Annotated in this window: 20 protein-coding genes and 1 pseudogene; 12 read left to right on the top strand and 9 right to left on the bottom strand. The window is 70.3% G+C overall.

The window, feature by feature from the left end:
- The first annotated feature begins 62 nt into the window (after positions 1-62).
- Genes FNH09_RS01640 through FNH09_RS01630 form a run of 3 tightly spaced genes read left to right on the top strand, consistent with a single transcriptional unit; the run spans position 63 to position 1,313 of the window.
- A complete protein-coding gene (locus tag FNH09_RS01640) occupies positions 63-560 on the top strand; it encodes a YbaK/EbsC family protein (protein ID WP_162467982.1) in 498 nt (165 codons plus the stop codon).
- On the top strand, positions 557-991 hold the full coding sequence (locus FNH09_RS01635; RefSeq protein WP_152884276.1) for a GNAT family N-acetyltransferase: 435 nt from the start codon (positions 557-559) through the stop codon (positions 989-991). Before FNH09_RS01640 ends, FNH09_RS01635 begins: the two co-directional genes overlap by 4 nt.
- 43 nt (positions 992-1,034) lie before the next feature.
- Complete coding sequence (locus FNH09_RS01630) at positions 1,035-1,313, top strand: SDR family NAD(P)-dependent oxidoreductase (RefSeq protein ID WP_152884273.1); 279 nt, start codon at positions 1,035-1,037, stop codon at positions 1,311-1,313.
- 40 nt (positions 1,314-1,353) lie between these two features.
- On the opposite strand, the gene FNH09_RS01625 is transcribed toward FNH09_RS01630, so the two are convergent.
- The 7 genes and pseudogenes from FNH09_RS01625 to FNH09_RS01595 all read right to left on the bottom strand — a co-directional run bounded on the left by FNH09_RS01625 (position 1,354) and on the right by FNH09_RS01595 (position 8,117).
- Positions 1,354-1,986 carry a hypothetical protein gene (locus FNH09_RS01625; protein ID WP_152884271.1) on the bottom strand — a complete coding sequence of 211 codons (633 nt, stop codon included), beginning with the start codon at positions 1,984-1,986 and terminating at the stop codon, positions 1,354-1,356.
- Positions 1,987-2,297: 311 nt separating this feature from the next.
- Complete coding sequence (locus FNH09_RS01620) at positions 2,298-3,383, bottom strand: hypothetical protein (RefSeq protein WP_152884379.1); 1,086 nt, start codon at positions 3,381-3,383, stop codon at positions 2,298-2,300.
- A 210-nt stretch (positions 3,384-3,593) separates the two neighbouring features.
- Positions 3,594-4,454, bottom strand: a pseudogene (locus tag FNH09_RS48070) (transposase); the annotation flags it as partial.
- Positions 4,455-4,517: 63 nt separating this feature from the next.
- Positions 4,518-4,814, bottom strand: a complete 297-nt coding sequence (locus FNH09_RS47505; protein WP_202919564.1) for a transposase — start codon at positions 4,812-4,814, stop codon at positions 4,518-4,520.
- A 109-nt stretch (positions 4,815-4,923) separates the two neighbouring features.
- Positions 4,924-5,133, bottom strand: a complete 210-nt coding sequence (locus FNH09_RS48065; RefSeq protein ID WP_238426369.1) for a hypothetical protein — start codon at positions 5,131-5,133, stop codon at positions 4,924-4,926.
- 1,037 nt (positions 5,134-6,170) lie between these two features.
- A complete protein-coding gene (locus FNH09_RS47500; RefSeq protein ID WP_202919563.1) occupies positions 6,171-6,464 on the bottom strand; it encodes a hypothetical protein in 294 nt (97 codons plus the stop codon).
- A gap of 738 nt (positions 6,465-7,202) precedes the next feature.
- Positions 7,203-8,117 carry a LysR substrate-binding domain-containing protein gene (locus FNH09_RS01595; protein WP_162467981.1) on the bottom strand — a complete coding sequence of 305 codons (915 nt, stop codon included), beginning with the start codon at positions 8,115-8,117 and terminating at the stop codon, positions 7,203-7,205.
- Positions 8,118-8,333: 216 nt separating this feature from the next.
- On the opposite strand from FNH09_RS01595, the gene FNH09_RS01590 reads away from it, so the two are divergent.
- Together FNH09_RS01590 and FNH09_RS01585 are read left to right on the top strand one after the other, a co-directional pair.
- Positions 8,334-8,771 carry a VOC family protein gene (locus tag FNH09_RS01590; RefSeq protein ID WP_162467989.1) on the top strand — a complete coding sequence of 146 codons (438 nt, stop codon included), beginning with the start codon at positions 8,334-8,336 and terminating at the stop codon, positions 8,769-8,771.
- Between the two features lie 294 nt (positions 8,772-9,065).
- Positions 9,066-11,045, top strand: coding sequence for a hypothetical protein (locus FNH09_RS01585; protein WP_202919562.1), 1,980 nt, complete (start codon positions 9,066-9,068; stop codon positions 11,043-11,045).
- Between the two features lie 370 nt (positions 11,046-11,415).
- Here FNH09_RS01585 and FNH09_RS01580 read toward each other — a convergent pair whose 3' ends face one another.
- Positions 11,416-14,229 (bottom strand): TIGR03767 family metallophosphoesterase, encoded by a 2,814-nt coding sequence (locus FNH09_RS01580; protein ID WP_152884269.1) that lies wholly within the window; start codon positions 14,227-14,229, stop codon positions 11,416-11,418.
- A 345-nt stretch (positions 14,230-14,574) separates the two neighbouring features.
- Between FNH09_RS01580 and FNH09_RS01575 the strand changes: the two genes are divergently transcribed.
- Together FNH09_RS01575 and FNH09_RS01570 are read left to right on the top strand one after the other, a co-directional pair.
- Positions 14,575-16,698, top strand: a complete 2,124-nt coding sequence (locus tag FNH09_RS01575) for a DUF4139 domain-containing protein (protein WP_152884268.1) — start codon at positions 14,575-14,577, stop codon at positions 16,696-16,698.
- An 8-nt stretch (positions 16,699-16,706) separates the two neighbouring features.
- A complete protein-coding gene (locus FNH09_RS01570; RefSeq protein WP_152884266.1) occupies positions 16,707-18,269 on the top strand; it encodes a DUF4139 domain-containing protein in 1,563 nt (520 codons plus the stop codon).
- A gap of 164 nt (positions 18,270-18,433) precedes the next feature.
- Here FNH09_RS01570 and FNH09_RS01565 read toward each other — a convergent pair whose 3' ends face one another.
- The gene (locus tag FNH09_RS01565; RefSeq protein ID WP_152884264.1) at positions 18,434-18,919 is read right to left on the bottom strand and encodes a DUF5959 family protein; all 486 of its coding nucleotides are present in this window, start codon (positions 18,917-18,919) and stop codon (positions 18,434-18,436) included.
- Between the two features lie 324 nt (positions 18,920-19,243).
- Here FNH09_RS01565 and FNH09_RS01560 point away from each other — a divergent pair, with 324 nt between their 5' ends.
- From FNH09_RS01560 to FNH09_RS01540, 5 genes are all read left to right on the top strand, one after another.
- Positions 19,244-19,960 (top strand): FCD domain-containing protein, encoded by a 717-nt coding sequence (locus FNH09_RS01560; protein ID WP_162467980.1) that lies wholly within the window; start codon positions 19,244-19,246, stop codon positions 19,958-19,960.
- Positions 19,957-21,351, top strand: a complete 1,395-nt coding sequence (locus tag FNH09_RS01555) for a hypothetical protein (protein ID WP_162467979.1) — start codon at positions 19,957-19,959, stop codon at positions 21,349-21,351. Before FNH09_RS01560 ends, FNH09_RS01555 begins: the two co-directional genes overlap by 4 nt.
- A gap of 438 nt (positions 21,352-21,789) precedes the next feature.
- Positions 21,790-22,464 carry a hypothetical protein gene (locus FNH09_RS01550; RefSeq protein ID WP_152884262.1) on the top strand — a complete coding sequence of 225 codons (675 nt, stop codon included), beginning with the start codon at positions 21,790-21,792 and terminating at the stop codon, positions 22,462-22,464.
- A 6-nt stretch (positions 22,465-22,470) separates the two neighbouring features.
- Complete coding sequence (locus FNH09_RS01545; protein ID WP_202919561.1) at positions 22,471-23,127, top strand: DUF5987 family protein; 657 nt, start codon at positions 22,471-22,473, stop codon at positions 23,125-23,127.
- Positions 23,124-24,710 carry a GMC family oxidoreductase N-terminal domain-containing protein gene (locus FNH09_RS01540; RefSeq protein WP_152884260.1) on the top strand — a complete coding sequence of 529 codons (1,587 nt, stop codon included), beginning with the start codon at positions 23,124-23,126 and terminating at the stop codon, positions 24,708-24,710. The genes FNH09_RS01545 and FNH09_RS01540 overlap by 4 nt, the downstream gene beginning before the upstream one ends.
- The last annotated feature ends 84 nt before the right edge of the window (positions 24,711-24,794 follow it).

Here is a 24,794-nt window from a genome sequence, read left to right as displayed (position 1 = left end):
CGGCCGGCTTTGCCCGGCTGACGGCAATCAACTCCCCTACTGCGCGCGGTAGTCTCGGCGGGGTGAATGGTCTCTCACCCCTTGGCCCACCGGAGATCCTCGCTTCGCTCGGTGTGTCCTTCCGTCTGCACGAACACCCTGACGTCACCAGCCCGGTAGAGGTGTGCGCCGCGTTGGGTGTTCCGCTGGAGCGGACCGTCAAGACCTTGGCCTTCGTCACCCCCGAGGACCGTCTCCTGCTGGCGGCCGTGCCCGGTCATGCACGGCTGCGGTACGGCGCCCTCGCCCGCGCGGCCGGGGTCCGCCGAAGCGACCTGTCTCCCGCCGATGCCGGGCGGCTGGCGCGGGCGGGGATGCAGCCGGGCGGGGTGTCTCCCGTGTCCGCGGACCGGTCCGCGATGGTGGTGTTCGACGGGACGGTGAGCGGCCTGGGACGTGTGCACTGCGGCAGCGGCCGACCCGGAAGCAGCATCGAGATCGAGGCGGCACAGCTCACGGCAGCTGTCCCGGGGATCACTACGGCGCCGATCGCCGCCCTCCCGGCGGACGGGCCGCCATGACGACCATCCGCGACGGCACGGCCTCGGACGCCGATGACATCTACCGTCTGCTGAGCGGGTTCGTCACGAGCTACCGGCCCGACCGAGCGGTCTTCGACGACGCCACGTTCCCCCGGATCATCGAGGTCGCCTCGGCGGGCGGCGCCGAGTTCCTGGTCGCCGAGCAGAACTCCTGCGTGGTCGGATACCTGCTCGCGGTCCGCATGCCCACCCTGTTCGCCGGTGGCACCGTCCTCGAACTGCTCGAACTCACCGTGGCCGAGCCCCTGCGCGGTCGCGGTACGGGTTCTGCGCTGATCCGGGCCGCACAGGCGAAGGCCCGTGTGGCGAAGGACGTCGAGGTGAGCGTGCCGACCCGCAGAGCGGCCGCCTTCTATCGCGCTCTGGGGTTCCAGGAGAGCGCCGTTCATCTCACATGGCCCACCGCGTGATCGGGAATCTGTCGAACCATCGGCCGGACGAGACGGGGAAACCATGCAGATCCAGGGGGCAACGGCACTGGTGACCGGCGCGAACCCGGGGCTCGGACAGGTGATGGCCCGGTCACTCCTGCAATGCGGCGCACACCGCGTCCACGGCGGGGCCCGCGACCCGCGGTCCGTCCGCGAGCCCGGCGTGATCCCGGTTCGCCTCGACATCACCGATCCCGCCCAGGTAGCCGCGGCAACCGAGACGCGCTCCGACGTGACCTTGCTGGTCAACAACGCCGGCGTCCTGACCGACAGCCCCCTGCTGGCCGCACCAGTTCCGTGAATCCGCCGGCGCCGGAAGCTCATTGCCGGAAGGGAGCAGGCTAGAAGGGGGGTTGCCAGCTGCCCCAGTGCGTCTTGTGGCCGGGCGGGGGCCAGGACTCCGCTCCACTTGGTCGGGGCCACGAACGGCCCACCCATTCACACTCCGGGATCGCGCCTTCCCAGTCATCGGTGCACCGGTCGGCCCAGGTCCGGCCCACCATCACCGGCCGGGTCACCACGCCGCTGGCGACCTCCTGCACTCGCACCACCAGACCGAGTTCATTGACTCCAGGGTTGCCCCGCGGGCCGTAGGACACATCGACCACCTCACACCAGTGAGCGTGCAAAAGGAACCGTTCCAGATCGGCAGGGACGCACGCCGTCAACTCCCTTCCCCAGAGGGTCACCTGAGGGCCGTGGACCGCGTCGGCCGCGACGCAGAACAACCGGCCGTCGACGAAGTAGGCGTACACGGCAGGCTTCGCCTGTCCCATGCCGAACTCCACGCCGAGGGCCTCCCCGAATGAAGGCTCAGCCTGGAACCGCCGCAGCTCGGTCATGCCGGGCAGTACTGCAGCGACCTCAGCGACATGCATGCCGAAACACAGCGGCCCGACACCTTCCAGCGGCATCAGGTCCCAGTCCAAGCGCGCCGACACCTTCACGGCACTCCGAAGCTCTGCTGCCGCCATGTCTCCACCGTCCCCGCCTTACACACCGAGCCGCCCCAGTTCCCGGCGCTCAGCATCACCCTGGCATTACATCAAGCTCAAGATCGTTCACGGAAATGCGGACAGGGCCCTGAAACCATCAGGGATATTCTTCGCCCCACTCGGATACCGAAGCCGGCGGCGATCTGCGCGAGGGTGTCGTGCTTGCGCAGCGGCACAGGAGCCTCGTGCGTTGTGGGTCCCGCCGCCATGAGGCAGACGGCTTGTCACACACCTTGACGCGGCGGCACTTCTGTCTCCGGCTGCGGAGGGTGTGTGACAGGCCCGGCAGCTCATTGGATCAGGTCGGTGTGCGGATGCTCGGGAGAGGTCGGGCAGACGTAGATCTGCATGTTGTCGGTGCTGCCGACTTCGACCTTGGTCGGCTGTGAGGGGCTCTGGCCACAGCAGCTGCCGACGGTGTTGGCGGCGTAGGCGGCGGCCTGGTCCTCTTGAGGTGCCCAGCTGTATCCCTCGCCGCCGTCCCATTCGTAGGAGGCGATGGTCAGCAGCGGAACCATCTGCACCTCACAGACCGTGCAGTACCGGGGGTTGGGGTCGGTGCGGCCCCACGGAGGCCAGCCGCCGACCTTCCATCCGGGCACGTCAGCCAGATGGACGTCATAGAAGTCCCGCGGACAGTCCGCGTGCTCGGAGCTGTCCACGCTGGCGCCGGCCGCCTGCCATCTGCTCCAGTCCTCCACCATCAGCCGCATCTGCGGGCTCAGATCGAGGCTGTTGGGGTACTCGGTGACCGCTTCCGGTGCCAGCACGCACGGCTCCGGCAGATAGCCGTCATCGTTCACCTCGTACGGCTCGGGCGGTGTGGCGAGGATGTCGGCAACCGCGGCGGCGGACCGCCAGAACAGTGCGGTCGACGGCTTGTGATCCGGATCGTGGTCGTAGGGGCACCACAGCACCTGAAGCAGATCGGCCTGTCCGGGCGGCCGCAGCAGGGGTATGTCGCGCAGATACAGCTGGGCCACGGGCAGCATGGGGACCGGGCAGTCCGCGGGCGGCGGGCCGGCGGCGAATCGCTCCGCGAGTCTCGCGGCGTTCCGTTCCTTGCTCGCCGCCTCCTCGGACGTTGTCCCAGGACCATCGTGATCGCCGTGCCACCGGGCCTGCATGCGCCTCTTGAGCCGCACGTCGTCCGGTGACTCGCGAAACCCGCTGTCCACGTGCAGGTGCGAGGCTTCGCAGTGCGGCCATGGCTCATCGGCCGGCCACAGCAACGGCCCCCCGACCGAGCTCTCCCCGACCGAAGGCGACCCGGGACGAGGGTGCAGCCGAATCGCAGGACGTGCCAACGGCGCCAGCTCGGGAAAGACCGCGGTCACGTCCACGGGCCGCGGCGGAGTAGTACGTACGAAAACCATGCCGGTGATCCTGCCACCAGCCACTGACAACCCCTGGCTGCCTCAACCAGCTTCGGTGACAACGGTGTTCAGCTGGTCAAGTCCAACGCACGCAGCCCCGGCCACAGCGACAGCACGCCCGGCTATGTGACAACCAGCGTGCTTCGGCCCAGCCATCACTCGATCAGTGGCCACTCCGAAAAAGCTCAGACCGCGCTTGAGATCTGCTCTCTACTTGACGTCGTAGCTGATGCCGAAGACGCGAGTGATGCAGGCGTCGAGTAGGGAGGCGAACGCCTGAACGGAAGTCACCTTCGGAGAAGGGATTACACCGGCGTCGTCGGCATCAACGATGTAGTCGATGTCGGCCCACCCGCCGCGGTAGAGGACAACGAGGAGTTCGGCTTCATTCAGACTGCGCAGATGAATGCCCACCGAGTCAGGGTCGTTGATCTGGGAGCGCTCTGCGGTCAGTTGCTGGGGCCACGGGGCAGCCGCCTCGTCGCGCCAGGTTACGGGCTCGGCGAGCAGCCCCGCGGCCTGCCAAGCAGGCTGGCGGTCCGCGACGGCGGAAGCGGCTTCATCGAGGTCTACGACACGCTCCATGCGGAGATCATCGCCTATGGTTCTGGTCACTCCGTAGCGGTACGACGCAAGGGGCGAGGACCCTGGTCGCGTGGCTGGGCGTCCCCGGGCGAGCCGGCGGACCATAACGCTGATCATGGACCAGCGGATCACGGTCTCGGCGTGAGCGGGATGGTGCTCATGGTCGCGGGCCAGGCGGCGGTGGGCGGTCAGCCAGGAAGAGGTCCGCTCGATCGCCCACCGCTTGGACTGGACCTGGAAACTCCGCTGGCCGGGTTCCTTGCGGACAATTTCCAGCTCGCGGCTGAGGGTCTGGGCGGTCCAGACGACCAGGCGGCCGGCGAAGCCTTGATCCGCCCAGACCTTTCGCACAGACGAGTGGTCCAGCCGGGCCCACAGCAGCGGGCGCTTGGCTCCGTCGCGGTCCTGGATGCTCGCGCTCACAACGTGGATGGCCAGCAGGAGACCAAGAGTGTCGGTGACCAGGAACCGCTTGCGGGCCTTGACCTTCTTGCCTGCATCGAAGCCGCGGGTGGCCGCCGGGACGGTGTCGGCAGCGCGGACCGACTGTCAGTCGATCAGCCCGGCGCTCGGCTCCTCGCTTCGCCCCTCGGCCCGGCGGACCTGGGCACGCAGGGCGTCATGGACGCGGGTGACGGTGCCCTCGTCGTGCCGGCGTACGAAACACCAGTACACGGTCCGCCACGGCGGGAAGTCGTGCGGCAGTTGCCGCCAGGCGCAGCCTGTCCGCACCACGTGGAAGATCGCATCCACGATCCGTCGTCGCGGGTGCTTCTCGCGTCGCCCGCCCTTCGGCCCCGTCCGCGGAGGCGGGAGCAGCAGCTCCACCAACGTCCACCTGCTCATCGGTCAGGTCCGACGGATACCCCCCAGCACCGGTCACTGCAGACTCAACGACCACCTCCGCCACGGGGCACGGCGATCTCAAACGCAGACTGACACACCGTGCCTCCCCTCATGTGTCGTACGAGCCGTCCCACGGCGCGCTGAACCCGAGCCGGTTCGGGTAGAACTCGGCCCAGTCGTCCCGCTCCTCTCCGTCGGGATACTCACCGTGGCACTCGCGGACCAGGCCGAACAGCGTGCCGTCGGCATCCACGGCGAACGGGGCAATCGCGATGTCTGCGAACCGCCGGCCAGGCAGCGAGTCCAGCCACCCGCCCATGCGTTGCTGCGCGGTTCCACCACCGAGACCTTGGCGGGCCCGTCGGCGACCGTTCCCGCTGCCCTGACGCGGGAGTCCAGGTGTTGACCCGCAGCGTCGAACTCGTGCAGCACGGAGTACCACCGCCGCAGTACCCGGCCGTCGCCGTCCCGGCCTGCGAAAACACCGCTGACGTGGGCAAAGAACTGGCCTCCGTCCCACTGCCCGATGGTGGACGTTCGGTAGTCCGGCTCATGCCGAATGGGAATCAGGTCAGGCACGGTCATGGCCGCACCCTACGTGTCGACAACGACAGAACGGGTGCCGCCCGGCCTGGCTCGCTGCAGATCTCAAACGCGGTCCCAGTGATCCAGGATCAAAATCGGGTCGCTGCCGACACCGGTCTTGTCCCGGATTCCGGATCGACTGAATAAGCGCAGATGAGGCTTTCTAGCGCCATCCTCATGTTCCACCGGAACCGAGCGGATTGCATGCTGGAACGCCGCTAGAGAAGTCCAGGATTTCGCCGTCCAGTGATCATCCACCACGGCTGTTGTGCGCGGCACCACAGGGGAGCCATTGATGCTGCTCTCCGCCGAACGTTCCGAGTGCTGACAGCCTCCACCTTGCACGATGTAGTGAACATGACTCTGGCAGTTCTCGGCGTGGACGAGCTGAGTCGATTCCGGAAACGGTTGACAGCGTGCGGTGCGGCGAAATCTGGAGGTACGTCACATGTTACTGAGTGGCGTCACCCTGACGATTTTCAGGAGTTTCATCCGCGAGACCAGGCCTCCAATTCCTCGCTGCCCATCCGGCGGGACAGCCGGCGAAGACCAGTACGGCCTGCCTGCACGGTCCGCGTCCGAAGCAGACCACTGGATTGAGTGGCTCCCGGCCGGCACCCCAGCCCGCCGCCCGGGCACCACAACGGCGAACGGGACAGTCCGCGCGCCAAGCGGTATGCGCAGCCTTCCCTCCCGTTCGCCAGGTCCAGCCGCCCCGGGGTGCTGCCCGCGGTCAGGCGGCGAGCAGCACCCCGCTTGAAGAGGCCGAAGCTACCGGCGCCAGCCGTCCAGGCAGACCCAGTGGCCCCAGCCGTGGTGGTGACTCCAGTAACAGTGACGGCCATGGTCGCGATGCCCATCCCAGTCCCCGCCGCGGCCCCAGTCCCAGTCCCTGCCCCGGTCACGGTCACGGTCGCCGCCGCGGCCCCAGTCGCCGCCCCGGTCACGGTCGCCGCCCCGGTCACGGTCGTGGTCGCCGCCGCGGCGCCAGTCGCCGCCGCGGTCATGGTCGCCGCCGCGGTCACGGTCGCCGCCGTGGTCGACACCGGGGAGACCCGCACTCACAGCCGCAGGGGATGTGACGGCACTCGGGCCCGCAGCAGCTGCCGCCGTTCCGGCAAGCGGCAGAACAGCGGCCCCGACCACCAGAACTGCGGCAGTCAGAGTTCCAGCCATACTCTTCACTGATCGATCCTCCTTCGAAACGAAAGGAAACCTCCGTCAGGGCAACGGACACTACCCACAAATTTCGGATGTCCAATTTGACCAGGCCTCATCAAGGCGAATGGGCAGCCCGTGCCCGAAGGGAGTCAAACGGCAGGTCGGAGCACATTAGTAAGGGGTTTCTCCAGACCCCTCCCCCATGGAAAATGAAGCACCGAATGCACTCGACCGGAGGATCAAATAAACCAGCGGAGCAGGGCTCCGGCAGTTCAGCAGCCACGGCACACGGCAGCTCTGCATCTGATTCACCGGCCGTGAAATGACCGGCTTCGGAAGATGCACGGGGTTCGCTTCCACTGCGCTCGCCCGAGCACACACAGATACAAGGCTGTCTTTCTTGACTGAAATACCCCGATTCCTTTGGGGAAATTTTCCGTATCTTTCCCATCCCTTTCCCCAGCCGCAAGCCCGCGGCCCGGCCACAGCACCGCACGGACTCCCTCGACTCCCCTGTGAGCACGGCACCCCCGTCCGCGAGCGCGGCAGCCGGTTCCCCCAGGCGTCACAGCCGCGGCAGCGACGGCCGCACGCAGCCGGTCGGCCCCATCCCCGTCCGCCTCGGTCTCGGCTGACCTGCTGTCACCCATTCCCCGCATCACGGGGAACCCTCACGCTGTTCGCCGTATCCGCCACAGCCCGTACGAACTCCTCGACGTACGCGTTGGTGTTCCCCGTCCGCCAGACCGGGCCGCGCTCGATCGGGCGTGCATCGTGGAGAGGCACGTAGGTGACGTCAGGACGCGGGTAGTACAGGCGGGAATGCTCGCCCACCGGAAGGACCCCTTTGCCCATAGCGACGAGTGTGAGCATCTCGGAGAACGAGGCTCCGGCCGGTCCCTTCGGGATCGGTCGGCCCGACGGGGTGCGGTCCGGGGTGCGGTCCCGCTTGAACCCCACCGATGTGACCTCCGGGTACTGCACTACGGGGTGGTCCGCGAGCACCTCCACCGACACCGAACGCTCACCCGCGAGGGGATGCCCGGAAGCGACCGCGAGCACCCGCTTCTCCGTGATCAGCGCCGGACCGCAAGCCATCCCGTCGAAGGGATACGAGGCGACGAGGACGTCGACCGAACCGTCGACCAGGCTCGCACGGGAGTTGGACAGCTGCACTTCCCGGACCTCGACCCGGCAGTCGGGGTGCCGTTCGCCGAACAGCGCGACCGCCTTGAGCAGTGCGGGGGCCGTCCCCTCCCCGAGAAAGGCCACCCGGAGTTCGCCCGTGACACCTCGGCTCGCGTCGGCTGCTCTGCGCAGTGCGGCCTCCATCGCGGCGACGAGGGGTGCCAGATCACCGGCCAACTGCTCGCCGACCGGGGTGAGTCGAACGGTCCTGCTGGTTCGCTCGAACAACGCACCGCCGATGTGCCGCTCCAATTTCCTGATCACCTGACTCACCCGGCCGGTCGTGAGACCGAGGCGCTCCGCGGTACGGCCGAAGTGGAGTTCTTCGGCAAGAGCCAGGAAGGTCTCGATCTCCACACGCTCCAGCACGTCCCTCTCCCCGTTCGTTGAGTCAGGCTCAACGATCGTATGGCAATGCTGCCTTGATGGCGCATCCGGTCCGACGGATCCTGGGACAACCCCACCGACTCCACCATCGAGGGAAGAACTGTGATCACACCGAACGCCACCACCGGCCCGTCGGAGACCCACACCTCCACGCGGGGCCACGACCGCACTGCGCAGACCCGCAGCGAGGCACCGCGAGTGCCCTCCCTCCGGGTCAAGGCCTTCGACCACCTGGTCCTCAACGTCGCCGACGTCGAACGCTCCCTGTCGTTCTACACCGGCCTCCTGGGGCTGGAGGCGGTACGCGTCGACGAGTGGCGACAGGCACAGGCGCCCTTTCCGTCGGTCAGAATCACCCCGGAGACCATCATCGACCTCGTCGCCGGCACCCGGGGATCGGCCAACGTCGACCACATCTGTCTCACCGTCGACCCCCTGGACTGGGACGAGTTCATCGCATCGGCACCCTGCACGGTTCTCGAAGGGCCCGTACCGCGATTCGGCGCACGCGGCACGGCAACATCGGTCTACATCCAGGATCCGGACGGCAACGGAATCGAACTCCGCTGGTATCCCCAGGACGTCGACGACCGAGCCGAGCAAGGCCACGCTCCTCGTCAACCTGAAGGTCGTTGAACAGGCGCAGCCGACTCCCGACGCGGCGGCTCCCCGCGATGCCGCCGAGGGGCTCCGACGCGTAAGGGTGGAGGCCGGTCTGCGTCTGCCGGCCCGGTCCGAACCGGCCGGTGCGAGTGCTTTTCAACGGTGTCCATCTGCCGTACAACCTGGGGCTGTTCCCCCGCTGTGGCCGCTGCGCTAGGCTCACTCGCCGTCCCGCGTCCTGTGGCAAGGCCACTGATCACGACCGACACGGCGGTCCGGTCGGCTTCACCTGGCGTTGTCGAGTGCACCCAGGAGAGAACCAGAGCCGTGAAGAATGTCGATGCGCCCGTTCGGGACGCGTCCGGACCGGACGCCCGGCAGGCCGGTGAGCTTCGGACCCTGCTCGAGGAGGGCACCCGCGCCGTCGTCGACGACGGCGATCTGCGCGCCGGCCGGGACCGCTTCGAACGCGCCTACCGGATGGCCGAGTCGTTGGGCGACACACGGTCCATGGCGGTGGCCGCCCTCGGCTTCGGCGGTCTGTGGGTGCACGAACACCGCACGGTCGCCGGCTCGGTTCTCCTGGAATCGCGGATACGCGGGGTCCTGGAACTCCTGGACCCCCAGTCCTCGCTGGCACTGCGGCTGCGGATCCGGCTGGCCGGGGAGGGCGACTACCGCAGCAGCGACAACACGGCCGTACTCGCGCTCCTCGAACAGGCAAGGGCACGGCAGAATCCGTTGGCGCGGGCCGAGGCATCGAGCCTGGCTCATCACTGCCTGGTCGGCCCTGAGCACGGCACGCTGCGCCTGGAACTGGCCGGCGAGCTGGTCGCGCAGAGCTTTCTCACGTCCCGCCGCAGTGATCTGTTGATGGGACTGCTGTGGCAGACGGTGGACATGTTCCTGGACGGCGACCCGCACGCGGAACGCTGCCTGGTGGAGCTTCGCGGCCTGCTGGCCGAGCGTGATCATCTCGCGGTCGGTTTCGTCGTGAGCGCGATGGAGGTCATGCTCGCCGTCCGCGCGGGCCGCCTCGACGAGGCCGAGGTGCTGGCCAGGGCCTGTACCGAGCGCGGGATCGCCGCCGGGGACGTCAACGCCACCGTCTGGCAGGCCGCCCAACTGGTGACCATCCGCTGGTATCAGGGCCGAGTGGGAGAGCTCGTGCCGCTCCTCAGCGACATGGTCAACTCGCCGACGCTGAGCGCTGTGGACGATCACGCGCTGGCCGCGCTGGCGGTGGCCGCGGTGACGGCCGGGGACCGGCGCAAGGCCGTCGGCGCGCTGGCCACGCTGTGCGGCCGCGACCTCGGCGACCTGCCTCGGTCGAGCAGCTGGATGGTGACGATGCACGGTGTCGCGGAGGCGGCCTATCTCCTCGACGACACCGCCACGGCGGCACGGGTCTACGAGCTGCTGAGCCCCTACGCCCACCTGCCGGTCGTGGGCAGTCTGGCCGTCGCCTGCTTCGGCTCGGCCCACCACGCGCTGGGGGTCGCCGCGTTGGCCACGGGCGATGCCGAGCGGGCCGTGGGCCATCTGCGGGAGGCGGTCCGGCGCAATCTCGCCCTGGCGCACTGGCCCGCGGTCAATGCCTCCTGGGAGCGGCTCGCGGTGGCGCTCGTACGAGCCGGGCGGCCCGCAGAGGCCGACGCCGTCCGGCAGGAGATGGCCGCGGCCGCCGAGAAGACCGCGGAGCCGCTGCCCAGGACCGCCGGGCGTGACGACGCAGATCCACAAGACGAGGACGGGCAAGGGCAAGGGCAAGGGCAGCCGACGGTGTCGTGTGCCCGGCTGGGCCGCAAGTGGCGGATCGGGCTGCGTGGGCGCAGCGTCCTGGTGGAGCACAGCGTGGGAATGCTGCACCTGGTGGTGCTGATCGCCAATCCGCGCCAGGAGATCCGGGCCGCCGACCTCGTGGCGGGGCTGACCGCCCTCGGCGAGGCCGCCGGGCGCGCGGCTGCGCCCGGACAGCCGGTACTGGACCGGGCGGCGATGCAGGAGTACCGCAGCCGTCTGGCGCGGCTGCGCACCGATCTGGACGCGTTCCGGGCGGCCCACGACCAGGAGCGGGCCGCTGCGGCCCAGGCCGAACACGACTGGCTGGTGAGCCAGCTCGCCGGTGCCACGGGCCTGGGCGGACGCGCGCGCCGCTTCTCCGAGAGCGAGGAGCGCTCCAGGGTGGCGGTGAGCAAGGCCGTCCGACGGGCGCTGGACCGGATCGCGGCAGCCGATCCGGCGATCGGTGAGCATCTGCGGCAGGCGGTGCACACCGGGGTGCGCTGCTCGTACTGGCCCGCCTGACAGCGGCCCTGCCCTGCTTGCGGCGTGATCCTGGGCTACGGCAGTGTCCGCTGGTCTCCCCGTTCCGGGCCGTCGCGGCCGTTCTGTGTGCCTGGCCTTCCGGCCTAGGTGGCCGCGGCCGGCCGCTTCGGCGGCTGTCGGCATCCTGCGGCCGGAGAGCGCCGTGCCGATTCCCCTCGGGCCACGGCTTCCTCTGCCGCTCAGCCGTGGCTCGCCCGTCCGGCACCCCTGCGAGGGCCGCAGCAGTGGCCGGTGACGGGACGGTCGTACGGGAAACGGAGAGCCGTAGGGGTGTCGGCCCCGCCGAGCGGCGGGACCGACGCCTGTGTTCAGGCGGAGGACCGGGACGGACCGGGCGTCGCCGGGACTTTCACAGCCCGCCGAAGGTGTGCGTGGCCCGCAGTTCGACGCCGCCGGCCGCCCAGGGGGACCAGTCGGTGCTGTTGGGACCGGACTGCTCGCAGTGGTACAGCGTGCCCGTGCCGTCGACGGCGAACAGTGCGATCCTGCCGGTTCCGCTGCGCTCGGCGCAGACGTGACGCATCCTCAGTGCGGTGGCACCGGCCTGCGTCGGTATCTGAGCCCAGGGTTGCCATGTCCCGCTGCCCGGGGCGGTCTCGAAGCGGCGCCAGAGCATCCCGTCAGGGTTGGTACCGAAGATCGCCAGGCGTCCGTCGAGGTTGCGGGCCAGGTCGATGGAGTCGAGGATGCCGTCGAGCGGCAGTACCCCGCCCCACTCGCTCTCCGTCTGCGCGTTGGCGACGTTCATCTTGCGCTGGATGAGGAGACCGTCCTCCTTGATGGCGACCAGCACGGCGCGCCCGTCGGAGCCGGTCTCGACGGCCAGCTGGATGGCGGTGCCGCCGAGCTGGGTCCAGGGAGTGAACCAGCCGTTCGAGGCGGTGTCGTCGTTGAGGAAGTCCTGCCAGCGGTGGCGGATGCTGTTGTCGCTGCGGGTCGCGTAGACCTGCATGCCGCCCCACTGGTCCTGGACCGCGCTCGCCGACGTGAAGGCGGAGTCGAACTGCTGGGGCGCCGTGTAGGTGCTGCTGCCCGCGCCGGTCTGCGCGCGACGGGTGACGAAGCCGTTCTGGTCGATGGCGAACACCTCGACCCGGCCGTCCTGGTGGGCGGCGGCGGTGACGGACTGCCAGCCCGGCCCGCCGGCGAGCTTGGTCCAGGGCTTCAGGTCGCCGCCGGCGGTCAGCTGACTGGTGTTCCACAGGTTGCCCTGCGCGTCCGTGCCGAACAGCTCCAGGCGTCCGTCCTGGTTGCGGGCCGCGGCGACCGGGGAACCGAGCGGGTGCGGAGCGTGCAGCGGGAAGGGGGCCGGCAGGAGCAGCTGCGTGTTGCGGTCCTGGTTGAGGCCCATACGGTTGGTGATGCCACGACTCACCTCCTGCGGGTCGTTGGTGGCCAGCTCCCGTGCCAGGGAGGCCAGTTGCGCGGGAGTGCTGGTGTCGCCCCCGAAGGAGAGGGGCGCGGCGGGGTCGACCATGGTGGTGAAGATCGAGAGGGTGGCGGGCCCGGCGGCGGAGCCGAACTCCCCCGCGTTCTGCGCGTCGGGGCTCGCCATGATCTCGATGATGCGGCTCTGGATCGGCCAGTCGATGTGCGAGGCGGTGGAGATCTCCCAGAAGCCGCCGGAGATCGGGCTGGACGCCGGCGCCGGATGGGGGATGATCTTGTTGGCGTGTGTGTGGCCGTTGACCATGGCGATCACGTTCGGGTAGCGCAGCAGCAGTGACTTGAGTTCGTCGCCGGTGTGCCGGTCCCCGAAGATGCCGCCGAAGATGCCGTCGTCCAGGTTGTCCATGGTGTTGAGCGTGTGGTGACAGAAGATCACGTACATCTTGTCCTGCACACCGCTCTGCGTGACGATGTGGTTGCTGGTGTTGATGTAGCGCGAGCTGTTGACCCTGAGCTGCTGTTCCAGCCACTCGAGCTGGTCGGTGTCGATCGAGCCGCCCGCGGCGCCGGAGCCGAATCCGTCGGTGTTGGTGTTGGTGGAGTCGAGGGTGATGTAGCGGATCAGGTCGCCGGAGGCGGACGGGATCGCGTAGTAGGCCTTGTCGATCCCCACGCCCTGGAATCCGTGACCGACCGGCAGGCCTGCGGTGTTGAAGTGGTCCTGGATGAAGGCCTTGCGGGACAGCAGCCGCCGGTCGGGGTCCGCGGCGACCCGGGTTCCCTCCAGTTCCCAGGCGACCATCAGCTTGCCGAAGGTGCCGAGGTCGCTGTAGTTGTCCGGCAGGTCGGCGGAGGTGCCGGTGGTCTTGGACGTGCCGAGCGTCAGGCCCTGCACGTCGACGAGGTTGTTGTCGATGGGCTCGTTGCCCTGCCACAGGCCGTCGTGGTTGCCGTACGCCGCGTACCAGGGCATGCGCAGGCCGTGCGAGACGAACGGCCGACGGGCCGCGCCCACCGCACCGCTCGCGTCCAGCAGCCCGGGAACGTAGGGGAAGCCGAGGCCGGAGGTGCCGGTGTACCGATTGCCCGGCACCTGCTGCGGTGGCACGGACGGGTAGTAGTAGTGGTTGTCCCCGGTGCCGCCGCTGGTCAGGGCACCGCCGGCGAAGCTCTGGTCCAGGCCGACGGCGCCGGAGTCCGGGACGATGGTCTGGCCGCCGTCGAGCAGGTCGATGTACCAGCGGTTCTCGTTGTGCTGGCAGTTGTCGATCGCGTCGCCGGTGACGATGGTGAACTGGAGCGGCATCCGGCTTCGCGGGCCCTTGCCGATTCCGGCGACGGCCTGGCACATCGCGTCGACGACCTGCGTCGAGAGGAACTCGTGGCCCCGGTAGGCCGAGTCGGTGGGGTACGAGGCGTAGTGCGGGGCGCCCGCGTCGGCGTAGCGGTCCATGAACTCCAGGCGGGCCGGCGACTGGTCGTCCACGATGTGCAGGTCGGTCATCTGCGCGAACGCCGCCAGCGCCATCGTCGGAGGGCCGAAGCGGGACCAGAGGTCGGTGCGGATGGTGTGCGGCTCCCCCGGCCCGGCGACGAGCCGCTGATAGCCCGCGCCCTGGGCGTAACTCGCCCGCTGCACCGTCCGATCCCACGTGGTGACCACCGGCACGTCCGATGGGGAAGCAGCCGCCGTGGCAGCTGTCCGGCCGGCCTCCATCGAGGTGGCGGCTTCGGCCGCGGCGCGAAAACCGCCCGCGTCGATGGCTGCCGCCACCACACCCGCTCCGGTCGCCGTCAGTAGCCTTCTTCGCGAGATACCCACGCCATGTCTCCCAGGAGAGGTCGAACTTGTCTCTCTCCCGGCGTTCCATTCCGTTCCGCCTCGTTCCACGGGCTCCCACGCCGCTCGCCCTGTCGGCTCTCGCCGTCCGTGGGCGCATCGGACACGACGCCGGAACTGAAGGCGGGGGCTCCGCTCGGACCGGGGAAGCGAACCACGTGCCCCACCAAGTGGGCTTGTCACCCCAGCGGTTGCGGGCGGTCCCGATGTATCGGTACTCGGCGGGGCGCGCGCGGCCGGGCGTAGGCTGTGACCGGCACGGAGACGGTGGGGGAGCACATGGCAGCCGAAAACGCACGGAGTTGGGGATCGACCCTCGATGCTGTCGTGGTGTACGCGCAGGGCGCGCTCTGCCACCGACTGGCCCGGGGAACTGTGCCGTCGAACGGACGGGTGCGCGTGACGGGGCTGCCGCGCTCCCTGGACCCGGGTTCGCTGCGGGCTCGCGTCAAAGGCGCTTACGGCCTGCGCGTGGTCGAGGCCCGGGTGGAGGTCGACGCCGAGCCGTCCGGCACCGGCTCGCACGACGAACTACGGCGCGAGACGGAGCGGCTGCGTGAGGAGTACGCGGCGGCGCAGCACCGCCGAGACCGGCAGTTGAACCTGATCCAGGAAGTCACGAACCTGCATCCGGTCCCGCCGGCCCGAAGGCGCGACGATCCGCACCGCCGCACCGCGGTCGACGCCTGGCTGACGCTGGCCGATTTCGTCGACGGGCGGATGACGACTCTGCACGCACGCCTGGTCGAGCTGGAGGAGGCGCTGAGCCGCGTCGAGCACGAGCTCGAGGTCGCCGTCGACAACCTCGCCCGAGCCTCCACCGACGCACCGTCGGCGCACGTGGACACGACGGTCTGCGCGGCCCTGACCCTCGACGGCACCGGCGAGGCGGAGATCGAACTCGAGTACGGGGTGCCTGGTGCCGTCTGGGTTCCGGCCTACCGTCTCGGGTACCGGCAGGGCGACGGCACCGGCCGACTGGTCCTACGCGCCTCGGTCGCTCAGCGCACCGGAGAGGACTGGACCGGCGTACGCATCGCGCTGGCCACCGCCGACCTGCGGCGCCGCACCGACTTGCCGGAGCTTCGCTCGATCCGCATCGGGCGCCGCCAGCCCGCCCCCGCACCCTCCGGCTGGCGCGAGCCCCCAGCGGGACTCGCCGACCTCTTCACCGGATACGACGCGGCGGGCCCGCGTCCCGCGACCTCCGCGGCTCCCCTGGCTGTCGGGGCGGCGGCCGGCGCCGGTGCGGCCGTGCCCGTGTCCGTTGCGCCGCCCCCGCCTCCACCGGTCTACGGCAGGCCGACGGCCGGTGCCGGTCCGGTCGCGCCCGTTGCGCCGGGATCACCGATCTACGGCGGGCCGCCCACCGTACCCGCGGCCCCACAGGCGCCCAGCGGCGCCGCGATGCTCTTCCCGGGCGCGGTAGCGGACCTCGCGCAGCCGGCCCGGCCGCTCGCCCGCAGCAGCTCCTTCGCCGGCCCCGCCGCCCCGGCTCCCGGCCAGGCGGTGGCGCCACCGGCTCCGGCGCTCTCCGCGGGAGCGCCACCGGCGCCGGCCGCCGGTCCGCCGCGGCCGAGCGACGGCGAACTCGACTACGCGTCCCTCGTCCTGTGCGGCCCCGACGACCCGGGCGATCGCAGGGGTCGGCTGTTCCCCGGCCCGTCCTTCGACCCGGTGGCCGCCGAGTACCGCCGCCGCGGTGAGGCGGTCGCCGCGCTGCCCCTGCCCGGACACGCGGTACGGCCCCGCGAGTCGGCCGGCTCCTTCGACCACCGGTTCGACGCCGCCGCCCGCGCCGACGTGCCGTCGGACGGCACCTGGCACACCGTCACGGTCACCGAGATCCCGGTCGGGCTGCGCACCGAATACCTCTGCGTACCGGCCGTGGAGCAGACCGTGTACGCGACATTGGTGATTTCCAACGCCACCGACCAGGCCCTGCTGGCGGGGCCGGTGGAGATCACCGTCGACGACGGCTTTCTGTCGACCGCCGCGCTGCCCACGCTCGCGCCGGGCGGTGTGCGCCGCGTGGGGCTCGGGCCGGCCGAGGACATCCGCGTCGCCCGCCGTACGAACGTGCACGAGTCGACGGCGGGCCTGCGCAACAGCACCACCGTGCTCGACCACCGTGTCCACGTGGAACTGGCCAGCCATCTCGCCAGGCCCGTCACCCTCGAGGTCCGCGAGCGGGTACCCGTCACCGCCGAGGCGGACGTCCGCATCGTGGAGCACGCGGACTGGACGGCGCCCGAGGAGGGCACGGGCCCCGATCAGCATGCTCCCGGTATCCGCGTCTGGCGGGTGGATCTGCCCGCCGGCGGCTCCGTCGCCCTCGAAGGCGGTTACGAAATTCGCATCCCGACCGGCAAGGCCCTGGTCGGCGGCAACCGCAGGAGCTGACACCCACCATGTCCACGACCCCGAAGCCGATCGCTCTGCCCGTCACGGCCGTCACCTGTCTGGAGGATCGCGCCCAGGTCGAACGGACCGCCGCGGTCGATCTACAGGCCGGAGTTCAGCGGCTGCGGCTCGGGCCGGTCAGCGCGCTGGCCGTCGACCGTACCCTGCATGCCGAGCTGAGCGCCGATCACCCGGCGACCGTGCTCGACGTGCGGATCGTCCGTAGCTGGACACCGCGCGGGCCGGTGCCGTCCCCCGACGACGACTCCGCCCTGCGCCTGCGCGCGCACGCCCTGGAGGAGGAGCAGGTCGCGCTGGAACAGCGGCGCGATCGTCTGCGTGCCCGCCTCGACCTGCTCGCCCGGCTCGCCGCCGACCTGCTGCGGGACATCGGCGAGGGGACCGGCTCCGGGGAGAGCGAGGTGCCCCGCTGGACCCGCGGACTGGACCAAGTGGACGGCGAGCGCGACACGTACGGCGAGGACCTGCGCGCCGTGGAGGCCCGGCTGACCGCCGTCGCCCGCGAGCAGGGGGAGATCCGGCGGGCCATGGATCTCGCCGAGGATGAGCCCCTCGAACTGGTCGGCCATGTCGAGCTGACCGTGGACGCCGAGGCGGCCGGGCCGGCGGGGCTACGACTGAGCCACCTCACCCCGTGCGCCTTGTGGCGGCCCGCCTACCGGGCCGTGCTCGTGGGGGACTCGCTCACCCTGGAGACCGACGCCGTGGTCTGGCAGCGCACCGGCGAGGACTGGTCGGACGTACGGCTGACGTTGTCGACGGCCCGGTCGACGCTGGCCACCGAACCCCCGCGGCTGGGCGAGGACCGGTTGACGCTCAAGGACCGCTCCGCCGCGGAGCGCCGCACCCTCAACGTCGAGATGCGCGAGCAGGAGATCGGCGACCTCGGCCCGGCACCGACACTCGGCCTGCCCGGGCTGGCCGACGGCGGTCAGGCACGGGTGCTGCGCTCCCCCGCGCCGGTCTCCGTGCCCGGCGACGGGCGTGCGCACCGGGTGCCCGTCTCCGCTTTCACCGCGGCCACCAGCAGCGAGTACGCCTGCTCCCCCGAACTGTCCCCGCTGGTCACCCGGCTCGTCCGGTTCGGCAACGAGTCCGGACATGCGCTGCTGGCCGGGCCCGTGGATCTGATCCGCGACAGCGGATTCACCGGCCGCGGCACAGTGGACTTCGCCGCCCCCGGAGCCCCCGTGGAGCTTGCCTTCGGCAGCTGCGACGACTTCCGGGTGGTCCGGCATGCCGAGGAGTCCCGCGACTCCGTCGGGATGACCCAGAAAACCGTGATCTCCCGCACCGTCCGGGTTCATCTGTCCCGCTTCTCCGCGCCCGAGGAGAGCGACGAACGGACAGTGGTCGTCCGCGAGCGCATCCCGGTGTCCGAGGTCTCGGCGGTGGAGATACGCCTGCGCAAGGATGCCTGCTCCCCCGCACCCGACGTGGTCGACACCGAAGGCATCGCCCGCTGGGACGTCACCGTCCCGCCCGGCGGCCACCGCACGGTCACCCTGGCCTACGACCTGTCGGCCGGCGCCAAGGTCACCGGCCTGTGAGCACGGCATTGCGCCGCCGAACCCGGGCCCCGCAAGCCGTCACCCCGGCATGAAGCATGTGCCTCCCCGACTCCTGCCTCCCCGACTCCTCACCGGCGTCGCCGGACGCCACTGCCGATCACCAAGGCCTGGGCCGATGACGGCCACAAAGCGGAACATCCCGGCTATGGACGTCGCTTCCGGTGCGGACTCCACTCGTAGACACCGAAGGAGGACTCCACGACCTCGCGGGGCCAGCGTCGGCGAACCTCGTCCAAGCGGCGGCGCTGTTCCTCCATCCAGCCTTCTTCGACGGCCACGGGCACTGTCACCGTCGCCATGGAACCCGGTATGTCATCGACGATGACATCGGGGCATCCACGCTCTCCGCTGAGCTGGATCCTGATCTCGGGGCCACGGCCTCCCATCCAACTGATGTCCTGCCCCGCCGCCAGGGAGTCGAGGGCTGTTTCCCATTCGACCAGGTCGCGAGGCGCGATCCAGATGTCCAGTTGCCCGCTGACGAACGCGGTCGTCACCAGGACGTTCGCCGTCAGGGTGTCGTGAGCCGTCAGTACTCCCGGCCTATGCCGTCCGGTCACCTGTACGACGACGCTGTTGCCCTCGTCGTCGGCGAGGCGAATCAGGTCTACGCCTCCTTGCTCGGTCATGGTCCCCCACTTCTGACACGTCCGTCTCCGCGGTTTCGGAGCGGCCCGATCCCGGACACGCTAGCTCCGGCCACCGACACCGACGTCCGCGGCCCGCCCAGGTGCGCTCTGCCCGCCGACGCACGCGCCGGTTGCACGACCGCCGCCCTCGCACGTCGGCACATCTCGGTGTTGGGAGCCGTGCCCGGTCGGGAGGCGGCATCGTGACGAACCGGCATCCGAGCGCGTGGCATCGTCGCTCTCCCGTCCCGAGTTATTGACGCCGCGTCATCAACGATGGTTCAGTGGCTCAGCCACTGAACCACTCAATCACCGGGAGCCGACGTGGAGGCACTGCCACGCGAGACGATCGTCGACGCGCTGGAGAAGCGGCTGCGCGAGGACATCCTCGCCGAGCGTCATCCCGCCGGAAGCTATCTGCCTCCCGAACGTGAACTCGCCGACGGATTCGGGGTCACTCGCACCTCCCTCAAGCACGCCTTCGAGCGACTGGCGCACGCCGGATTGCTGGAGACACGCCACGGAGTGGGGACCCGGGTAAGGGATTTCCTGCGCCTGGGCGGGGCGGACCTCCTGCCGATGCTGGTGCTCCACAGCCCCGACTGGATCGGTGAGATCTTCGAAGTCCGCCGCAGCATCGGCATGTTGATCGCGGAACGCGCGGCGACCCGTGCCACGGCGGCCCAGGTCGCCGAACTGCGTCTGCTGCTGGCGGCCGTCGGCGACGCGGCGGGCGGCGAGCCCGTGCAGCTGGCGGACGTCGAGGTGCACCGTGCTCTTGCCCGTGCCACGGGCAACCGGGTGTACGTCCTACTGACCAACACCCTGTTCAACGCGTATCTGCCGGTGCGCGGAGCGCTGGTCGGGCCCTTCGAGGTTCCCCGGGCCGCTCGTGACCGTCTGACTCCGGTCGTCGAGGCCGTGGCCGCCGGCGACCAGGAGGCGGCTCGCACCGCCGCGGGCGACTATCTGTCGGCGACGGAACGCATGATGCTCGACGGGCTGGCACGCTCCCGCCGACGCCGGGAAGGTGCCCGGTGAGCTTACGCGGGACGGTGTTCAAAGAGACCCTGCTGGGCCGGGTGCGTCTGGCCGGCGAGGACCGCGACCACCCCGTCCGGCTGGACCTGCTGGTCCGTGCCGACGCGGTGCCACTGCCCCACCGCACGACGCGGGCGCACGTCACCGGACGCGTACGCGTGACGGGACGCGCCGACGACACCGAAGCCGTGGGCGAGCTGGAGACAGCGCCCCATTCGCGCGACTGGATCCGCTACCGGATCACCTTCGTCATGGAAGGCCGGCGCCTCACTCTGGTCGGCTGCAAGTCGATGTCACCCAAGCGTCCGCTCGCCTCGCTGACCGTACTGCCGTACACCCTGTACGAGAACGGTGACCGCGTGGGCGAGGGCACCCTGCGCTTTCCCCTCGTCACCGGCCTGCTGCCCTTCATCGCGAGCTTCCGGTTCCCGCGTGCTGTCACGTCCCCCGTCGACGGGCGTCCGGCAGCACGCTGGGACGGCACACCGGGGCGGACCGAGGTCTGGTACACGACCCTGACGGATCCGGCCACCGACAGCGGGATCTGGCTGCACCACGAACTGGTGGCGCCCTCCGACGGTTCAGCCGCCTACGCGCACGGCTGGATCGCCGTCTTCCCCAAGGACGGCCACGTCGAACACGCACGCTTCGGCCCCGTACCGTGGACAGCGCATCCGGAAGGCTTCACCGCCGCGGGCGTCCACCTCCGACCGGGCCGGCTCACGGGCTCCGCGGGGACGTTCACCTGGGCGCTCACCGAGAGCCCCGAGGGCCCGCCGCTGTACACGTTTCCCCGCTGGTCCTGGCGACGCCCCTGGCTTCCGGCCTCGCACATGCTCCCCGCCGGCCGCTCCCGCTACAGCGGAACCATCCGGTACGGCGCCGGTGAGCTGCGACTGGACCACGCTCCGGGGGCCGACGCCCGCATCTACGGCCATGGCAACGCACGCCGCTGGGCCTGGCTCCACGCCGACCTCGGTGGTGGTGACGTCCTGGAGATCGTCGCCGCGGTGTCCATGCGGCGCGGACTCGACAGGCTGCCGCCCCTGGTCTTCCTGCGCCTGCACCGAAACGGCCGCAGCTGGCCCCGGCGCGCGGAACGCTCCGCCGTGGGCTGGGCGGGCGTCGGCCGGTTCCGCGCGGACCTCGGCCTGCCCGAATGGCGGGTCGAGGGCAGGGCGGGCCTGAGACGCATCAAGGTGACAGTCACCCAGCCGCCCGACCGGACACTGAGGCTCGACTACACCGACCCCGACGGCTCCACCGCGGTCTGCCGCAACAGCGAGAGGGCGGACGCGGTGGTCAGCCTGGAGCGCTGGTGGGGCACATGGCGGCGGGAAGCCTTATGGCGGCTGTCGGGTACCGCGCACGCGGAGGTCGGCGACCGATGAACCATCGAGATCCGCCCGCCTCGGCGGACGTGCGGTCGCCCTGCCCGCGGACGGAGGCACCTCCGTGCGGACGCGGCTCGTGCCGGGCAGGGCCGCCCGCAAACGGGCGCTGCGGCAATGGCGTCCGCCGCCCCTGACTTCCGGCCCCGCCGACCCGCCGCTCGACAGTACGCAACCCCGCAGCCCGACCGTACGCCGTCCCGCGGCCTGCCCACGCCTGCGAGCACCGGCGCCGTCGTTGTCGACCTGGGCGCCGACGAAGACATGGCCGCTCCCACCTCGCCCGCGTCGGAACGCCTGTCGTCGTCATCGTGACCCGGTCAGCCACCCGTACCACCTCTGCTCCTGAGCAAAGTGCCCCATCCTCGGCCCGCCGGTCCCCCGCCCTCGGCGGCCTTTCTCGAGCGACACCACACTTTTCCGCGTCCAGGAGGTCCTGTGTTTCCTGTGCACCTGCGCACCACTGCGGTCGGCTTCGCGCTGGTCCTCGGGGTCTGCGCCGCGCTGTTCCCGAGCCATGACGCATCTGCCGCACCCGCCGGATCGGGCACTGACGTCCGTACGGCTCAGGCCGTGAGCACCTCGGCGGCGGTCCGGACCTCCTCCGACGTGCCTGCGGTCGGGCCCTTCACCGAGCCGGGCTTCGCCGCCACGTGCACCTGGCACAACTTCGGCGAGGGTGAACAGCCGCCCCTGTGGCTGATGTTCGCGAACCCGCTGTGCGTGGAGTACAGCAAGCGCGACATCACCTTCGACGACGGTGGAGCCCTGCGCTTCCTGGTCGCCGAGCCCTCCCGCTTCGCCATCACCATGCTGACCTGCCGCTACTACCAGAAGGACCACTGGAGCGTGCAGGCCACCAACGGCGCCGTACCGTACGTGGCGTGGGACGGCCAGTACTGGTGGGACAAGACCGGCCGGCGGGCCGGCGCCCGCCTCACCCACTTCAGCGTCAACGGCCGAACGGCAGGCATCGGCGACGCCGTCGCCGCCCTGCGCGCCTCGAACTTCGACAACCTCGCCGACGCGCTGTCCGAATACGGCCAGGAAGCCGGTGAGACCGGTCTGACGGTGGCGCTTGCGCCCGACCTCGGCTGCGCGCTGATCGGCTGACCGGCCGTGTCCACCATCGACCGACGAGCGATCCTCAAGGCGCTCACCGCATCGGTTGCCGTGCTGGCCGCCGGGGGCCTCACCGCCACCCCGGCAGCCGCCGCGGCGGACGTCTCCGAAGGCTGGACGACACAGACGCTGGGGGCCTTTGCCGACACCCTCATCCCCGGTGAGCACCGGTTCCCGGGTGACCAGGTGTGCGCCGGAGCGGTCACCGGGCCGGGCGCCGTCCAGGCGGGCGTCATCGACGTCATGAACTCTCCCCAGTTGCCACTGGCCCCGCTGCTGCCCGAGATCGCGGCCCTGCTCGACGCCCGTGCCGTCGCCTATGCGGCGGTCCGGCTGATCTGGCTGTCACCCAGCCGGCCGCCCTTCGTCGACCTGTCCTTCTCCCATCGGACCGATCTGGTCAGCGGCCTGTTCGGCTCGGGCGACCTCGACGAGCCGGTCTGGCAGGTGATGAGCCTGATCGTCGGCATCGCGTTCGACACCGCCGGGCAGTCCGACACGGCCGCCGCCTTGGCCCAGGGCCATCCGGGCCTGGCCTGGCTGAGGTTTCCCGAGCCGGACCCGGACGGCCTGTGGCGGTTCGGGGACTTCTCCTACGGCCGCCCGCTCGCGGCGCTCCATCCCGCCACGACCCCTTCCGGGAGCCCGGCATGACCGAGACCACGGACGTCCTCGTGATCGGCAGCGGCTTCGGCGGGGCCATCCCCGCGTACTACATGGCCGCAGGCGGAGCACGCGTCACCATTCTGGAGCGCGGACCCCGCTGGGGTGCGGCGCAGTTCAGCCACTCCATGCGCCTGGGCACCTACAACAAGATCGTCGATGTGATCCGCGGCGACGGCGTCTCGGTGGTCGCGGGCAACTGCGTGGGCGGCGGCAGCGTCGTCTACTTCGCCGCCTCGCTACGGGCGCCGTCGTACGCCTTCGAGCGCCACGGCAGCATCGGACGGCGGATGTGGCCGGCGTCCCTCAGCCGGGCCACGCTCGACCCGTGGTACGACCGGGTGGAGCAGGCACTGCCGGTCGCACACACCGGCTGGTCGGACGTCTCCTACGCGGGCGGGGTACTGGCGGCCGCCTGCCGGCGGGCCGGGCACACCTGCAATCCGGTTCCGGTGGCGGTGGACACCGCTGCCTGCACCAACTGCAACTGGATGCTGTCGGGCTGCGCGTTCGACGCCAAGCGCTCCATGCTCCTCAACTATCTCCCCGCGGCGGAAGCCCATGGTGCGGTCATCCGGCCACTGCACGAGGTTCAGCTCATCACCCCCTCGCCGGAGTCCGGCTACCGCTACGCGGTCGCCTACACCGTCCTCGACCCCGACGACTACACCTGCACCACGAACGTGGGGATCATCCACGCCAAGGTCGTGGTGCTGGCGGCGGGTGCGGTGGGCACGCCGGTGATCCTCCAGCGGTCCGCCCTGCTGCTCGGCGGCATCCCGGGTGCGGTCGGCCGCTACTTCTCCGGCAACGGCGACCACGTCAGTGTCGCCGACGTCGACGAGAGCAAAGCGGGGTCGCTGCTCGGACTCTCCCGCCCCGACGGAACGGTCTACCAGGGGCTGCCGATCGGCCGGCCGATCACTTCCGCCACGTACGACTACCTGGATCCGTCCGCACCTGAGTACAGCCGGTTCATGCTCCAGCAGATCTACTTCCCGCCGCTGACCAACATCCTCGCCCAGACGACCGGCGCGCCCGGCTGGTTCGGCGTCGACAAGCGTCGGATGCGGGCCCGTTGGCCGTCGTGGCTCACCCTGCTCGCCATGACCGAGGACGACAACGAAGGCACCTTCGGAGTGGTTCCTCCCACCGGGGGCTTCATCCGCCTGGCACCCGGTCTCGGTCAGGGCACGATGTCCTTCCGCCCCACCACCCGAACCCGCCAGGCATGGGACCGGGCGGACACGGCGCTGCGCGGAATCCTGGAGAAGGACGGTCTGTCCCGGGTCCGTCCGTGGACCGAGGCCTTGGCCGGTACGGTCACGGCCCACCCGCTCGGGTCCGCGCGCATCGGCGACGACCCGACCACCAGTGCCCTCGACGACCAGCACGAACTACGGGGATTTCGGGGCCTGTTCGTCACGGACGGCTCGGCTGTACCCGCCTCGCTCACCGTCAATCCGTCACTGACCATCGCCGCGCTGGCCGAACGTGCCGCCATCGGGATCGCGACGCGTGTCGCCGAGGCCGGAGTGACGATGACAGGGGGCGTCCCGCTGCCCGGCCGATAGACCGACGGGAGACTCCGACACGCCCTGGTCGCGGTCGGCGTCGGCGGGCCGCTTCCCCGTAGGCACCGGACATGGGTCAGCGGC

It is taken from the genome of Streptomyces adustus, assembly GCF_009377175.1.
GTDB classification, from domain to species: Bacteria; Actinomycetota; Actinomycetes; order Streptomycetales; family Streptomycetaceae; genus Streptomyces; species Streptomyces adustus.
Note: the sequence above shows the minus strand (reverse complement) of the source record. Positions and strands in the feature narration are given on the sequence as shown.

Excerpts from the sequence above, each read along its gene's own strand:
- FNH09_RS01625 (WP_152884271.1), bottom strand. The coding sequence starts at position 1,986 with ATGGCGGCAGCAGAGCTTCGGAGTGCCGTGAAGGTGTCGGCGCGCTTG.
- FNH09_RS01575 (WP_152884268.1), top strand. The coding sequence starts at position 14,575 with ATGGCAGCCGAAAACGCACGGAGTTGGGGATCGACCCTCGATGCTGTC.
- FNH09_RS01635 (WP_152884276.1), top strand. The coding sequence starts at position 557 with ATGACGACCATCCGCGACGGCACGGCCTCGGACGCCGATGACATCTAC.
- FNH09_RS01570 (WP_152884266.1), top strand. The coding sequence starts at position 16,707 with ATGTCCACGACCCCGAAGCCGATCGCTCTGCCCGTCACGGCCGTCACC.
- FNH09_RS01630 (WP_152884273.1), top strand. The coding sequence starts at position 1,035 with ATGCAGATCCAGGGGGCAACGGCACTGGTGACCGGCGCGAACCCGGGG.
- FNH09_RS01540 (WP_152884260.1), top strand. The coding sequence starts at position 23,124 with ATGACCGAGACCACGGACGTCCTCGTGATCGGCAGCGGCTTCGGCGGG.
- FNH09_RS01620 (WP_152884379.1), bottom strand. The coding sequence starts at position 3,383 with ATGGTTTTCGTACGTACTACTCCGCCGCGGCCCGTGGACGTGACCGCG.
- FNH09_RS48065 (WP_238426369.1), bottom strand. The coding sequence starts at position 5,133 with ATGGGCGGGTGGCTGGACTCGCTGCCTGGCCGGCGGTTCGCAGACATC.
- FNH09_RS01565 (WP_152884264.1), bottom strand. The coding sequence starts at position 18,919 with ATGACCGAGCAAGGAGGCGTAGACCTGATTCGCCTCGCCGACGACGAG.
- FNH09_RS47505 (WP_202919564.1), bottom strand. The coding sequence starts at position 4,814 with ATGAGCAGGTGGACGTTGGTGGAGCTGCTGCTCCCGCCTCCGCGGACG.